Genomic DNA, 15,017 nt, shown 5'->3' on the forward strand with positions numbered 1-15,017 from the left:
CTCTGTTCACCTTCCTTCCAGCTCTTCGGGTTCAATATGCCAGCCGTGATCATCGAACAGCGACCGCATCAGCATCGATCCGAAGGTAATAAGCAGCCCCAGCGCCGTAACAATATAGTTATTGAACAGGAAACTCATGATGCTGCTGCTGAATTCATCGCGGCTGAACATGAAGCCGAGGCCCGCAATGAAGATACCGGCGGACATCAGGAACGGCAGAATCGTGGCCGACGGCATATGAATCGGGCCAACCGGCTCTGCCGGGGTCATCGCCTTATGCCCGGCCATTTTCTCTTTCCAGAAAGCATCCAGGCCCCGCACCAGCGGCGTCTGCTTGAAGTTATATTCCGGCGGCGGCGAAGGGATCGTCCATTCCAGCGTCCGCCCGTCTTCCCACGGGTCATCCGGCGCATCCGCCGGCCGTCTGGAGGTCAAGAATACATTTACAAGGAAGATAATCATGCCCACTCCCATCAGGAACGCCCCCACCGTACTGACCAGGTTGAGCGTGTCGAACTGCTGGTTCGGCAAATAGGTGAATACGCGCCGCTGCATCCCCATCAGTCCCAGGAAATGCTGCACGAAGAACGTTAAGTGGAACCCGATAATGAAGGTCCAGAAGGTCCACTTGCCCAAGGATTCGCTGAGCATCCGTCCGAACATCTTCGGCCACCAGTAGTGCAGTCCGGCGAACAGACCGAGCACCAGACCGCCAACGATTACATAGTGGAAATGCGCCACCACGAAGTACGTATCATGGAACTGGAAGTCTGCCGGCGCGGAAGCCAGCATCACCCCGGTTACCCCGCCCATCGTGAAGGTGGGAATGAACCCGGCCGCGAACAGATTCGGAGTCGTGAACCGTACCTGTCCGCCCCACATGGTGAACAGCCAGTTGAAGATCTTGATCCCGGTCGGGACGGCAATCAGCATGGTAGAGACAGAGAACAAGGCGTTCGCTACCGGACCGAGGCCGGTGGTGAACATATGATGCGCCCAGACCATGAAGCCCAGGAAGGCGATCAGAATCGTCGCGAAGACCATGGAGCTGTACCCGAACAGCCGCTTGCGCGAGAAGGTCGGAATGACCTCGGAGATGATCCCGAAGGCCGGGAGAATCAGAATGTATACTTCGGGATGGCCGAAGATCCAGAAGATATGCTGCCACAGCACGGGGTTCCCCCCTCCGGCAACATCGAAGAAGTTGGCGTCCAAAATCCGGTCGAAGGTAAGCAGGACAAGTCCTACGGTAACCGCAGGGAAGGCAAATAGGATAATAGCTGAGGTAATAAAGGTGGCCCAGGCGAACATCGGCATCCGCATGAAGGACATCCCCGGTGCGCGCATCGTGATGATGGTAGCCAGGAAGTTAATCCCGCCAATCAGGGTGCCGAGACCGGCAATCTGCAGTCCTATCGTATAAAAGTCCACCCCATGCGAGGCGCTGTAGCCCTTACCCGATAGCGGGGTATAGGCCGTCCAGCCCGCATCGGGCGCACCGCCCATGACCCAGCTGAGGTTAAGCAAGAGACCGCCGAACAGGAAGGTCCAGAAGCCCAGCGAGTTGAGAAAAGGAAAGGCAACATCGCGCGCGCCGATCTGCAGCGGAATCACCGCATTCATCAGCGCGAAAATAACCGGCATGACTCCCAGAAAGATCATGGTCGTGCCATGCATGGTAATCAGTTCGTTGAAGGTCTGGGCATCCAGGAAGGTATTCATCGGCTTGATCAGCTGAATACGGATCAGGATGGCCTCCAGACCTCCAATGCCGAAGAAGAGGCCGCCTGCCCATAGATACAGGATGGCTATTTTTTTGTGGTCGACGGTGGTAATCCAGTCCATCAGCCCGGTATGCCGCTTGGCGCTGTGGCCGGGCTGCAAGGGCTGGGAGGGCTGCAAGGATTGCGCTGCGTGAGCCAAAGAACGTACCCCCTTATCAAATATGCTGCTTCCGCTTCAGTCATTGGCCCCTAGTCCAGCGTATAACCGGCCAAAAATTCGGCAATGCCGTCGATCTCTTCATCACTTAAGCCCTTATCCTTCGGATTCGGCATCTTGTTGCCGGGCTTCACGCTCTGCGGATCATGCAGCCAAGTCTTCAGATTCTCCAGGACCGGTGCTCCGTCTTCGCGGGTGTCATCATTAAGCAAAATCCCGGCAACGGATTCACGGGAACCAATTCCGGTCAGGCTGGGAGCGACCGGTGATGCAGGCATGCTGCCAATCGCATGGCAGCTAAGGCACTGGGACTTGAACTTCTCAGCCAGTACCGGGTCTTCCGGCATCACCGACTCCGGTGCCTTCATCGAAGCGATCCACTTCTCGAAGGCATCACCGCTGACAGCCTTCACCTTGAACTCCATGAACCCGTGGGAGGGTCCGCACAGCTCTGCACATTTCCCCCGGTAAACGCCTTCATTCGGGGCACTGAAGCTGAAGCGGTTCACCGTGCCGTCGGGATTGGTGTCCATTTTCCCGGCCAGCGAGGGTACCCAGAAGGAATGCAGCACATCCTTCGTGCTCAGCTCGAAGGCAATATGCTTGCCTGTAGGAATAATCAGATCCTGCGCAGTCGTTATTCCGTAATCCTTATATTCGAATTCCCACCAGTACTGGTGGCCGGTCACCTTGACCTTGATGGCGTCCTTGTCATCCGAATGATCATTGCCGGCAGCGAACACCACCTTCACCGTGGGAATCGCCAGCACAATGACGAGAATAAGCGGGATGACCGTCCATAGCACCTCCAGCTTGAAGCTGCCCTCCACCTGCTCCGGGATCTCATCCTGATCTTTCTTCCGGCGGAAGCGAATCCATACATAAGCCGCAATCGAGAAGACGATCAGCAGCACCACAATCATGATCGTGATTGACAGCTTCATCAGTCCGTAAGAGCTTTCCGCTACGGGTCCCTGCGGTCTGAGTACCGACAAGTCCTCCCGCCCGCATCCGGCCAGAAGGAGTCCAAGTGCTGCGGTCATGGGAAGAAGCCGCTTACCAGCCTGCCACGTTTTCATCATTGATCTACCCCGCTTTTCCCGAATTCGTAGAATAGAGTATTTTCCTGTCAATTATAACAATCACTATTAATATAAGTTCGGTCTACGGTTTTGTCAATCGTTCACAACAAATTCACAAAATCATTTTGAAGTCGCGGAAAGCTTGTCAACACTGATTTTATAAGCGCTTTCAATTTCACAGAAAAACTGTTAAACTACTTTTGAAGCGTATTCATATGTATTTGTGTCTAAACATTCATTTGACATACGAAGATAATCTGAAATGGGCATACAAAAAAAACCGATTCCAGAAGCAGTAGGCTGCCCGGGCACGGTTTATGAGAATCCTCATGGATGTTATCGCTTGAATGTAGCTTACATATATAGTTGTAGGTATCACACAGCACGAAACAGAATCTGCCCGCTTCTTCAGGAGACGGAAGAATTCATTCTAACCAGTTCATGCTCCACAACCATGGTCAGCTCTTCTTCATAGCCTCCCGTGATCCGATACTTCCGGACGTACTCTTTCACAAATTTCTTGGGATCTTTGGGCCGGAAAATACGTGTCATTTCCCGTAGACTTTCCTTGACTTCGTTATGACCTTTACTTGCCATGATCAGTTCCCTCCCAAAACATTGAAAATGAATGCTCCGTTGTAGAGAATGCATGATGAAAAGTTCGCCGTAACCTTGAAATGCAAGTTAAGAACCATTACACATACGCGGCTTGCATTACCCGTTCAGACTACCATTCCAGTAACTTGGAATTCCGCCTTGCCGGTGAAGCAGGTTCGTCGTGATTTGGGCTGAGAGTAAGGATGTCCCACTGCAAAGACACCTTGACACTTTAATTACCCGAAGAGCCACTTGCTGAATCACTCCTTTCGGGCCTTATCGTTATATTGTATCATATTCCAGATGAACTTCCACCTTTCCATGTAAAAATGCAAATGGAAATTTTTTATAGTATATGCTTGCCCTCCCGTTTCGGAACCTGGCAATAGTATGCCCCGTACCCCCAGAAATTATTGGACAGCAGCCCCGCACAGCTCATACTTTTCCTGGACACCTCATAGGCTTGTAGGGAAGGAGAGTGAGCCCTTTGTCGCCTTTCAGATCTTCCACCGGACTGCCCGATAACCTTGCTGCCGCCTTGTGTTATTTCTTCCCGTTCATCGGGGCCATTATTTTCCTCGCGCTGGAGAAGCGCAGCCGCTTCGTCCTGTTCCACTCGCTTCAATCCCTGATTGCCTTCGGAGCCCTTATGATCGCCCATGTACTCAGCGGTTTCATTCCGCTTATCGGGGATCTGGCGGGCGCCCTGATCTCCCTCTGCAGCTTCGCCGTCTGGCTCCTGATGATCTACCATGCCCTGGGCAGCAGATGGTTCAAGCTCCCCTGGGTGGGGGAAATCGCCGAGAGCCAGCTGCGGCAGCTGTAGCTCCGTAATGCACAAGTGAAAACGGTACCGTCCTTTTAAAGGACGGCACCGTTCGGCGAGAAATAGAAGGATAAGTTATCGTGTGAAACCTATAATTTCTTGTATTTCAAAATAGTTTCCCTTTTGCCTGCCCGCTCCTTACAATGGGATAAGACATTCAGGAATCTACAGGCTGGGGGAAGCATCATGTATTTGTTTATCATCAATTCCCGCTCCGGCGGCGGAGCGGGCCTGCGGACTTGGCACACCGTACAAGCCTTGCTTGCGGCGCGGGCTGTTCCGTATGAAGCGCTGTTCACCCAGAGCGCTGACAGCGCAGAGAGCCAGATGCTTCACGCACTGGCCCGCCGCGACGACTGGCGCGCCGCCATTGTTGTCGGCGGCGACGGCACGATCCACAGTGTGCTGGGCGCACTGCGGCGCAGGGGTGTCCCGCTGGGCGTCATCCCGGCGGGTTCGGGCAATGACACCGCGCGCGGCTTCAGCATCCCGCTCGCGCCCGGGGCAGCGCTGGATTACGCGCTGCAAGAGCGCTGCCTCGAAGCCGATCTGCTTCACGCGGCAGGTGGTCTAACCCTGACCGCGGTGGCCAGCGGCTTCGACGCGCAGGTAGCCGTCAATGTGAACGGCAGCCGCTACAAGCGGCTGTGTAACGCCATTGGCGCCGGGCGCCTAGCCTATATCATCGGCGTGCTGCATACGCTGATGACCTTCAAGCCCTGCCGCGTCAGCGTGACCTGCGACGGCAAGGAGCAGGCCTTCGATCAGGCGTGGCTGGTCTCGGTCTGCAACCTGCCGAGCTACGGCGGCGGGCTGCTGATCTGCCCGCAGGCGGAATCAGGCGACGGCCTGCTTGACGTCTGCGTCGTGCACGGGGTCAGCCGCGGGCAATTGCTGCGGCTGTTCCCGACGGTGGTGAAGGGCAGGCATACGAAGCTGCCCTATGTCACGATGCTGCGCGGACGCAGCGTAGCCGTGCACTTCGCGCAGCCGCGCCACGCCATCGGCGACGGCGAAGCGCTCGGCACGGCGCCGCTGGCCGTGGCTTGCGAGCCGGGCGCGCTGCGCGTGCTCTCGCCGCTGGCAGCAGCCGGGGCGCTGGGCGAAGCCGGGCCCGGGTCCTGTCACGCCAGCATCTAAGACGGGTGTGGCGGGGCTGGGCATATATGCGGCTCCGCGTAACGGACTGAGGCGCTCTTATTCCCGATGAAAGTCATAAATCAGACAAGTAACGACGGACCTTATTCTCTGAAATACTGCTTTACATATCGTTTTGAGCTACCTTAAGGTCTCCTCGGTCCGTCAAGACACCAAAAGTGGTGTTTTCCAAGGGATAGAGTCTCTCAGGTCCGTTAGAAGCAGATGGCTATGCCTAATGAAGAAGTTGGAATGATATTTCTCCCAACACAAAGAGCAGGCCCCGGGTATTCCCCTGGTCCTGCTCTTTGTTATCTGGAACCCCGCTGCTCCGGTTACAGCCCTGTTGGCTTCTGGGGTAGCAGGTTGCCGACAATCGACTTCAGCTCACCCTCCGGCTTGCTGTTTTTCTTCCCGTTGTCAAAGCTGGTAATGCGGATCTCGGAATAACTTTCTCCCGGAGCCACGGGCTTGAAAATCCATTTCTCCCGATTATCCAGCCGGACGTTGAACTTCATGTCCTTGAACATCTCCACCAGCTCCCGTTCTCCCGGGGTCTTGCCCTCTTCCAGGAACAGCAGTCCGCGCAGCGGCTTGACGCCATCTGCATGCTGCACTTCAAAATGTACAATACACTCCATGCTTGTCACCTCCCTTGCTTAGTGAACTTGGGCACTTACTACCCAAGCCCTATTCCTCCGGCTCTTCCCCGGATTCCTCCTGATCATGCAGCACATATTTGCTGTAAATCCGGCTGTAGCGCTCCCCGTAGCGGCGCTGCAGTTCAGGGCCCATATCTTCCTCAAGCTCGAACAGTACCAATTCCTGTGTAAAAGATTTGAGCAACAGCTCCACCAGCACCGGATGCTCGGTAATCACGGCCTGGGCGCTCCCGTCCTCATAACGCATACCGAGCATGCACCAGCTCCGGTCCACGACGAAGGAGAACTTACGGCCTCCGCTGCGCTGCGGCTTGCCCGGCAGGGGCGGCCATACCGGATAAGGTGCCGGTACAGCATCGCCGCCGTCAAAAGCCCACAAGAGCTTCACTCCGCGCTTCTCCGCCTGCTCAAGCTCACTGCGCAGCAGCGAGGCTTCCTCCCGCCACACATCCACCACAATCTCCTGAGCGGCAAGATTCAGCTGGCGGACCAGCTCTCCAATGACATTCCGGTCACCCTCCACGTTGTAGAAAGAGGGGCTGACAGGACCCCCGCGCGGCATTTCACTCTCCATATAGGCAAGCGAGGCCTGCACCCGGCCGGATATCATCGTGGCCAGCTCTTCCGGGTCCAGCACACTGTAGCGTGCCGGCTCCCCTTCTCCGCAGCGCACGTAGCCTTGCTGAGTCAGGCGCTGAAGCGCCGCGTATACGTTCGATCTTGATACTCCTAGCTGCTTTGCCACTTCATAGCCCGAAGCCTGGCCCTTGGTGGCCAGCTCAACCATAATTTTGGATTCCATCTCTGTGAAACCCAAATTGCGCAGATGCAGCAGCAACTGTTCCATCTATGTTGTCCCCCTAAGCTGTCAGTACTACACTGTCTATATTTGTTCCGAGCCGCAGCGCGGGCACCACATGGAGCCCTTCGGCAAGTCGGCGCGGCAGATCTGACAATTCACGACCTCCCGTGTATCCGCATCTCCGGCTACGCGTTCTTCGGCTGGCTCACTTGCTTTCCAGTCCCTGATCCGGCGGTCCAGCTCCAGTTGCCGCTCCCGTTCCCGTTCCAGTTCATCTGCCTCCCGGCGGCTCCGGTCAGAACCTGCAGCTATCCGGTCCGCCTCCCCCAGCTCTGCCTCTTCCTCCAGTTCGGGCAGTACCTCTGCATACTGCACACGCGCTTCGGGTCTTCTCGCCAGCTCCCGTTCCGCTTCGGTCAGCTCTTCCTCGCCGTAGTACTGGTCTTCCTCATCTTCATGCTCCAGCACCGTATGTACGGTAACCGCAGACGGCGCTGCGGCAGCAGCAGCCGCCGAAGACGGTTCTTTACGCAGTGAAATTTCCTTATCTTCCGGCTTGCGTGGTTCCAGCTTACGTCCGCAATGCGGACAGAAATTGGCATCCAGCCCTACGATCTGACCGCAGGCACACAAGCGTTCATTTCTCAGTTCGGCAATTCTAGAGCGTACGTCCTCGATCTGCTCCTGCAGCTTGTTACAGCCCCGCGCAAGCTCGATCATCTGGCCTTCAGCCACCGACATATCCCTTGAACGATATCCCTCGTAGAACAGCTTCCCCATTTTGAGAAATTCAACTTGCATCTCATGCTCAATATCTGAAATCTGCCCATTCAGCTTGCTCACTTCCACCGAGCTTTGCGCTTTTTCACTCACCCGGCTGGCACCGTCTTTAATGCGTTGCAGTAAATTCATTGTAGTTCCTCCTTCTCCAGAGTGAGAATAGGCTGATTCGCAGCCGCGTATATCCTTCCATTCCGATTGCCGCTCCATGCAGCAGCGGAAACGTGATTCTATCATACCAAAAGTCCACGGCAGATTCATTATTTGTCGTCATGTGGTAAATACCAAGTAGAGCGGCTAGCGTTCTTATTGGAATGAGTATGCTGCGGAGAAGCAATCATACATCTTGCCTTCTGCTGCCCCTTCGTTCCTGCGTACCCGTACATTATCAAAATGATGGAGGGATAAATGGTGCCTAACGATAACCTTAACCGATATTTCGTCTCTGTGAATCACGGTCTGATTCAGGAAGAGAGGGGCGAATCCAGTGACTACGAGGTTCTGCTGTCCAGTGACGGGCTGACCGTGCTTCAGGAGCTCCTGGCCGATCTGGCCAGCGGGGATGAATACACCTTCCGGCGTGCTCTGGTTCCCTACAAGTCAGCCGATCATGATGATGCCGCAGAGCAGTTCGATGACGCCACCATCCGCCTGTTCCAGTATCTGCACGACCACGGCACGGACGAGACCCGCCTTCAGATCGAAGGATTGAACATCCTGCAGAAGCTGGAGAATACGGGCTACCAGGATGAAGGTTACGGCACAGGCTCTCCCACCAACAAATAAGAATGAACGAAGCTGTGGCATAAGAACGGCTTAATGCCTATACTGTGCTAATACGCGCCGGAGGGAAGAATGTTTCTCTTCGGCCAGGGTTACGGTTTTATTTTGCTTCCGGGGCTGTACATCGGTTAAAATAGAATCAGAACCGCAGCTAGCGCTGCAAACGATTGCCGCAGTCATCCATTCATGGTCTACAGTCACAAATAACGAAAACCGGGAGAGTTTCAGTGGAAGAATATGATAGTACACAAGTAACATTGAACAAGTTGCAGGTCCACGTGAAGGATATGCAAAAGTGGCAGATTAACGAGGATTTTGCCAAGCAGGTTGAGAATTTCAAGGCTTTGCCGGCGCTGTACCGCCATGCTCTGAATGAGCTTGAGAATAAAATCGATATCATCCGGACCGAGTGGCAGGTGCGGGACGGCTTCAGCCCGATCGAGCATGTGAAGTGCCGGATCAAAGAACCGAAGAGCATTGTGCAAAAGATGCAGCGCAAGGGCTATGAGCTGAACCTGGATAATATGGAACAGCACATCCATGATATTGCGGGGATGCGGATTGTCTGCGCCTTCGTGAAGGATATCTACCGGCTGGTGGATCACCTGTGCGCCCGCGAGGATATCCGTGTGCTTGAGATTAAGGATTACATCGCCCATCCGAAGCCGAACGGCTACCAGAGCCTGCACCTTATCGTGGCTATACCACTGGTGCTGCTGGATGGTACCCGCTGGGTGAAGGCAGAGATGCAGCTCCGTACCCTGGCGATGGATTTCTGGGCCAGCATGGAGCATATTCTCTACTATAAATTCGACAAACAGCTGCCTTCCCACGTGGCCGAGGAGCTGAAGGAAGCCGCCCGCGCCGCTGATGAGCTGGACCAGAAGATGCTCCGCCTGCGCCGGGAGATTCTGGAGCTTTCCGAAGGCAGCGGCGGCAACGAGTCTTAATTGTGCAGCACAGAACACACATAAATTTAGGGCAAAATGGCCGCAGCCAGGCCTTTATCCGCCTACAGGAGGGGCACTTTTGTGCTCCTCCTTTGTTTTACTGGCTTGATGTGGGAGGACCGCCCTACCGCCTGGTTTGGGCTAATTCCGGTGCACTTCTGCTCCTCATTTCCGCCTACCGCCCGGTTTGGGCTAATTCCGGTGCACTTCTGCTCCTCATTTCCGCCTACCGCCCGGTTTGGGCTAATTCAGGTGCACTTCTGCTCCTCATTTCCGCCTACCGCCCGGTTTGGGCTAATTCAGGTGCACTTCTGCTCCTCATTTCCGCCTGCTAAATATCAGCTAAATGTCCGCACGGCGACTTCCAGCCGATTCAGAGGGATTTATCCCCTTCATTTCTCCATTCCGCCGACTTCCGGCCGATTCAGAGGGATTTATCCCCTTCATTTCTTCATTCCGCCGACTTCCGGCCGATTTAGAGGGATTTATCCCCTTCATTTCTTCATTCCGCCGACTTCCGGCCGATTCAGAGGGATTTATCCCCTTCATTTCTCCATTCCGCCGACTTCCGGCCGATTCAGAGGGATTTATCCCCTTCATTTCTCCATTCCGCCGACTTCCGGCCGATTTAGAGGGATTTATCCCCTTCATTTCTCCATTCCGCCGACTTCCGGCCGATTCAGAGGGATTTATCCCCTTCATTCCCTTGCAGCCTCCCGCAACCTACCCGGCGCACTGCTCCCAAAACCAATATTACTTGTAAGATCATCTATTGCGTTCGTGTCCCGGCATCTGATTCATTTCCACCAGTTGGCCTAGTTTACCCTCTAGATTACTTAAAGGACAGCTTCAGTCGCCGCACAAACATTGTAGCCTATAGCTCATTCAATCCCACTGTACCTATCTGTGTTACCTAAAGCTTAGCTTGCTCAAGCCAACCTCACAAATCCACGCGCCTACAGCTTGCTCAAGCCTACCTACAAATCCATGCACTTAAAGCTTACTCAAAGCTCACCTACAAATCCACGCGCCTAAAGCTTACTCAAAGCTTACCTACAAATCCATGCACTTAAAGCTTACTCAAAGCCCACCTCACGCCCCGTGCAGCTACAACTTATTCAAGCCCGCCGCGCGCTTAGCAGCAGCTTCCGAGACCCGGCGCATCAGCAACGCAAGCCCTTCACGCGCCTTGGGTGTCTGCGGCAGGAGTGTGCTCCAATCCTCCTCCGGTTCCATTACCTCAGGCATTGCCGGAAAAGGACGGGAGGAGATCTCATGAAACAGCGGCCCCGGCTGGTGCAGAGAGCCTTCAGCCGCAGCCTCGGCCAGCCATTCTCCAGAGGATACAGCCGGACCCTTGCGCTCCAGCCGGGCTAACTCGGACGCGAGCGACACAGATGCAGGCGCGTCTTCTTCCGCACTGCGCTCGTTCTCCTGCTCCGCCCACAGGGCGAACACACCGGAGAGCAGCTCTTCCTTGGACAGTCCGCGCAGGGCTAACGCAAGCAGCGGCTCCTGGGTAAGCTGCTGCCTGATCCGCTCCACCAGTGCCTCAGCCGGCAGCAGACCCGTGCCCTGTTCATCCGCTGCCAGTCTCAACTCATCATCCGCAGGCAGCAACTCCAGCGCAGCAAGCCCGCCATTCAGGCTGCCCTGCAGCAGATCATACAGTTCACCCGGGTGCGCAGCGAGCTGATGTAGCACTTTATCCTTCCGGGCAGGTGTCCACTGCGGAATGCGTAGAGTGACAGCCTCCCGCTGCACCTGCGATAGCGACGCCTGCTGTCCTTGCTGCTGCACCTGCGGCTCTGCTTCCACCCGCTCTCCTTGCCCTTGCTGCACCTGCTGTTTTTTCTCGACTCGCTCTCCCTGCCCTTGCTGCACCTGCTGTTTTTTCTCCACCCGCTCTCCCTGCCCTTGCTGCACCTGCTGCTTATTCTCCACCCGCTCTCCCTGCCCTTGCTCCGCCAACTGCTTTTTCTCCGTCTGTTCTCCTTGCCGCAACGGTTCCGCCCACCGGCCCATATCCCCTTGCTTCTCTATCTCTGCTCCGGCTTTGCTGCTGCGTCTGTCTGCTCCTTCAGCAGCAGGCCCCACACTGCCGGTGGCCTTGATGACCCCGGGCAGCACCTCCAGCCGCAGCTCCAGCAGCTCATACATAGGTGCTTCCTCCTTTTACCTTACAATCTATTGCCCGATCTACATCCAGTCCTGCCCCTGCAGTTCAATCAGCTCCTTGAGCTCATGGTTAGACATCTCGGTCAACCAGTTCTCGCCGGAGCCGACGACCTGCTCGGACAGGCTTTTTTTGCGTTCAATCAGCTCATCGATCCGCTCCTCCAGCGTTCCCTGGCAGATCAGCTTATGCACCTGTACATTCTTGTGCTGTCCAATCCGGAAGGCGCGGTCCGTCGCCTGGTTCTCTACTGCCGGGTTCCACCAGCGGTCATAATGCAGCACATGATTAGCCCTTGTCAGATTGAGGCCGACGCCGCCTGCCTTAAGCGAGAGAACGAAGAAGGCCGGACCTTCCCCCTCCTGAAAAGCATGCACCATCTCGTCGCGCTCACGCTTCGAGATGCCGCCATGCAGGAAAAGCGGCGTCTGCCCGTATCTTCGGGCCAGCCGGCTGACCAGCAGCTCGCCCATCGCCACATACTGGGTGAAGATCAGCGCCGATTCGCCAAGCTCGGAGATGCTGTCGAGCACCTCGAACATGACGTCCATTTTGCCCGAAGGCTCACTGCGCAGGCTCCGCCCCTCGTCCTTGCGGAACAGCTGGGGATGATCGCAGATCTGCTTCAGCTTGGTCAGGGAAGACAGCACCAGCCCCCGACGGGCCATGCCTGAGCGCTCGCCGATGACGCCAAGCATCTCATCCACAACCCCCTGATACAGCGAAGCCTGGGTCTCCGTAAGCGGACAATAAGACTTCAGCTCCAGCTTCTCCGGCAGATCCTTCGAGATATCCGGGTCACTCTTGAGACGCCGCAGCAGGAAGGGCGAGACTAAGCGGTGCAGCTCACGCAGCCGTTCTCCGCCCTCTCCCGATACATAACGCTGGCGGAAGGAATGATAGGTCCCCAGATAGCCGGGGTTGAGAAAATGGAAAATCGACCACAGCTCGCCCAGCCTGTTCTCCACCGGGGTCCCGGTCATTGCGATCCGGTGCGGCGCGCTCAGCTTCATGACGCTCTGCGCCTGCTTGGTGCGGTGATTCTTGATATACTGTGCTTCATCCAGCACAACGGTAGACCAGCGTACCCCGGCCAGATCCTCGCTGTCCCGGCCCGCCAGATGGTAGGTGGTCAGCACAATCTCATGGCCGGCCGCCAGCTCCCTGAATCCTTCACCGCGCACCCGCCGTCCTCCATGGTGAATGTGCAGGCTAAGCGAAGGGGCGAAGCGCTGCAATTCACGCTGCCAGTTGCCAAGCAACGAGGTCGGGCAGAGAATCAGCACTGGCTCCTGCTTCTCACCTGGCGGGGCATTCAGCGCCCGGTCCAGCAGGCAGGTGATGACCTGTATGGTTTTGCCTAGACCCATATCATCGGCCAGGCAGACGCCGAAGCCGAGATTGCTGAGTGCCGTAAGCCACTGATAACCCCGCTCCTGATACGGACGCAGTGTTCCGTTCAGATCCTCCGGCACCGGACGCAGCGGCATCCCGCGCAGCACATCGCCGTGCATGAGGGAGGCCAGCAGGCCGGAGGTCTCCATGCCGGTAACTGACATGCCCTTCCACAGCCGCTCCTCGCCATCTTCGGCCTCCAGGCGCATCCAGTCGGCTGCGGTCATCTCTCCGCTCTCGCCGCGCTTAATATATCTCAGGACCTGACGCACTTCCTTCGGGTCCACTTCAATCCACTCTCCCCGGAAGCGCACAAAAGGCACCCCCGCTTCCACCAGAGCATTCAGCTCCTCCTCGGTGATGTCTGAATCCCCCAGCGAGGCTTCAATGCGGAAGGAGATTAGCTCTTCCATGCCCAGCGCCGGCTGAATCGGGCCATCCGTGCCGCCAACCGGCGGCTGCATCTTCATTCTCATGCCGATCCGCCGGCGTCCCTCACGGCTCCAGCGCGATGGCATCTGCACGGTAATTCCCCGCTCCCGCAGCTGCTGCACACTCTCCTTCAGGAAGAAATACAGCCGCTCCGGCGGCAGATCAATTCCGCGCGGAGCCGGTTCAGCCAGCGATCGCCGGATATCCGGCGAACTCTTCGCCGCACGTCCCAGCGCAGCAAGCAGCTGCTGCTGGATATTACGGTATCGCTTGCCCCACAGGGTGAACTCCCGCTCCCGGCTGCTCCACACCGCTTCCGCCGGAATCCAGAATTCTCCCTCCTCCCGGCTCTCCGCCCAGAAGGTTAGCTGCCACAGCTCGCTGTCCTCCGCCGGCGGCTCCAGCCGCAGGCCCAGACTAAGCTGTCCGCTGCGGGCCTCCTCAGTCTCGAAATGCGGCACCTCATGGCCCGCCGTCTCGTTCACCACGCTCAGCAGCTCCGTCACCTCAGCCGGGGTCCCCTGCACGGGGATATCCCGGCTGCCGGTAAGCAGACTGTTCCACCACAGCTCAGTCAGCGGAGAATAGCCGCGGCGGTAGTTAGCCTTATACGGCGCCAGCGCGCTCTCATGGGCGGCAACTACATTCTTAATCTCGGCAGTCATGACCGCCTGCAGGAAGGAATACAGCACATATCCGCCCGCTTCCTCGCGCGAGGACAGGTCGCCTTCCTCGGCTACATGCGTGCCGAGCGCAAGCACTGGCATAGAGGCCGCCATCTGCAGGAAGAACTCCTTATCCGCCTCTTCCCGGAACGCCGGTGACCAGCACACGGCAGCGGCCTGTTCGCCTCCGCGCCGCCGCGAGCCGACCTTGCGCGGCGGCTGGGCACCGGGCACAATCCCGCCCTTGCCCATCAGCTCCAGCGCGAAACGGGCCGCAGCCGACCAGTAGCGCAGCTCGCCTCCAGGCTCAATGCCCTGGGCACGGCTGGCCTGTTCATCCCAGGCCAGCAGCAGCTCGAAAGCATCCTTCGGCGACAGCGCCAGTCCTTCCAGCGTGCGTCCGGGCAGTCCGCGCCGCGCCGGCTTGCCCTCCGCAGCAGCGGCTGCAGGATACTTCACCTCCGCCAGCCGCAGGGCAGCACCCGCAAAAGGACGCCAGCCGCTGCGGAGCTCCAGCCGTTTGATCACGCGTGTCCATGCGTCCACCTTCGGCTCGGAGGTTTCGCCCGAGAAGCAGAATAATACGTCCCCTAACCATATTGCATACAGATGCTTAATCATTGTTGGTTAATCTCCATTCTTGTGAGCAAACAGCAAGAGCAGCCCTTCCACTCCGGAAGACTGTCTCCTGCTGCGCGAGAAATATATTATGAAGCTGCACCGGCGGCAATAGCTCTAGCCGTACAGCCTTCCTGTTACGTTATTTGCTGCAACTTTTTCTTCATCCCT

The 15,017-nt window shown here is 56.8% G+C and carries 12 protein-coding genes; 4 read left to right on the plus strand and 8 right to left on the minus strand.

Going from position 1 to position 15,017, the window contains the following annotated elements:
• Positions 1 to 6 precede the first annotated feature (6 nt).
• The 3 genes from ctaD to MKX63_RS01770 all read right to left on the minus strand — a co-directional run bounded on the left by ctaD (position 7) and on the right by MKX63_RS01770 (position 3,620).
• Positions 7 to 1,845, minus strand: a complete 1,839-nt coding sequence (gene ctaD, locus MKX63_RS01760; protein WP_341018482.1) for a cytochrome c oxidase subunit I — start codon at positions 1,843 to 1,845, stop codon at positions 7 to 9.
• 128 nt (positions 1,846 to 1,973) lie between these two features.
• Positions 1,974 to 3,023, minus strand: coding sequence for a cytochrome c oxidase subunit II (coxB, locus tag MKX63_RS01765; RefSeq protein WP_341014858.1), 1,050 nt, complete (start codon positions 3,021 to 3,023; stop codon positions 1,974 to 1,976).
• Between the two features lie 408 nt (positions 3,024 to 3,431).
• The gene (locus tag MKX63_RS01770; RefSeq protein ID WP_019913840.1) at positions 3,432 to 3,620 is read right to left on the minus strand and encodes a hypothetical protein; all 189 of its coding nucleotides are present in this window, start codon (positions 3,618 to 3,620) and stop codon (positions 3,432 to 3,434) included.
• Positions 3,621 to 4,107: 487 nt separating this feature from the next.
• Between MKX63_RS01770 and MKX63_RS01775 the strand changes: the two genes are divergently transcribed.
• Both MKX63_RS01775 and MKX63_RS01780 read left to right on the plus strand, forming a co-directional pair.
• Positions 4,108 to 4,446, plus strand: a complete 339-nt coding sequence (locus tag MKX63_RS01775; RefSeq protein WP_341014860.1) for a DUF4870 domain-containing protein — start codon at positions 4,108 to 4,110, stop codon at positions 4,444 to 4,446.
• 186 nt (positions 4,447 to 4,632) lie between these two features.
• Positions 4,633 to 5,586 carry a diacylglycerol/lipid kinase family protein gene (locus tag MKX63_RS01780; protein ID WP_341014861.1) on the plus strand — a complete coding sequence of 318 codons (954 nt, stop codon included), beginning with the start codon at positions 4,633 to 4,635 and terminating at the stop codon, positions 5,584 to 5,586.
• 332 nt (positions 5,587 to 5,918) lie between these two features.
• On the opposite strand, the gene MKX63_RS01785 is transcribed toward MKX63_RS01780, so the two are convergent.
• The 3 genes from MKX63_RS01785 to MKX63_RS01795 are packed head-to-tail and all read right to left on the minus strand — an operon-like array spanning position 5,919 to position 7,959.
• Positions 5,919 to 6,224, minus strand: a complete 306-nt coding sequence (locus tag MKX63_RS01785) for a hypothetical protein (protein ID WP_341014862.1) — start codon at positions 6,222 to 6,224, stop codon at positions 5,919 to 5,921.
• Between the two features lie 49 nt (positions 6,225 to 6,273).
• Complete coding sequence (locus tag MKX63_RS01790) at positions 6,274 to 7,092, minus strand: TrmB family transcriptional regulator (protein ID WP_341014863.1); 819 nt, start codon at positions 7,090 to 7,092, stop codon at positions 6,274 to 6,276.
• Positions 7,093 to 7,128: 36 nt separating this feature from the next.
• Positions 7,129 to 7,959, minus strand: coding sequence for a zinc ribbon domain-containing protein (locus MKX63_RS01795; RefSeq protein WP_341014864.1), 831 nt, complete (start codon positions 7,957 to 7,959; stop codon positions 7,129 to 7,131).
• A 276-nt stretch (positions 7,960 to 8,235) separates the two neighbouring features.
• Here MKX63_RS01795 and MKX63_RS01800 point away from each other — a divergent pair, with 276 nt between their 5' ends.
• Positions 8,236 to 8,613, plus strand: a complete 378-nt coding sequence (locus tag MKX63_RS01800; RefSeq protein ID WP_341014865.1) for a hypothetical protein — start codon at positions 8,236 to 8,238, stop codon at positions 8,611 to 8,613.
• A gap of 284 nt (positions 8,614 to 8,897) precedes the next feature.
• Positions 8,898 to 9,560: a GTP pyrophosphokinase gene (locus MKX63_RS01805; protein ID WP_051477780.1), complete on the plus strand. Its 663-nt coding sequence runs from the start codon at positions 8,898 to 8,900 to the stop codon at positions 9,558 to 9,560.
• 1,107 nt (positions 9,561 to 10,667) lie between these two features.
• On the opposite strand, the gene MKX63_RS01810 is transcribed toward MKX63_RS01805, so the two are convergent.
• A complete protein-coding gene (locus MKX63_RS01810) occupies positions 10,668 to 11,720 on the minus strand; it encodes a hypothetical protein (protein WP_341014866.1) in 1,053 nt (350 codons plus the stop codon).
• Positions 11,721 to 11,759: 39 nt separating this feature from the next.
• A complete protein-coding gene (locus MKX63_RS01815; protein WP_341014867.1) occupies positions 11,760 to 14,849 on the minus strand; it encodes a DEAD/DEAH box helicase in 3,090 nt (1,029 codons plus the stop codon).
• Positions 14,850 to 15,017 lie beyond the last annotated feature (168 nt).

This window comes from Paenibacillus sp. FSL R7-0179 (genome assembly GCF_038002265.1).
Classification (GTDB): domain Bacteria; phylum Bacillota; class Bacilli; order Paenibacillales; family Paenibacillaceae; genus Paenibacillus_AQ.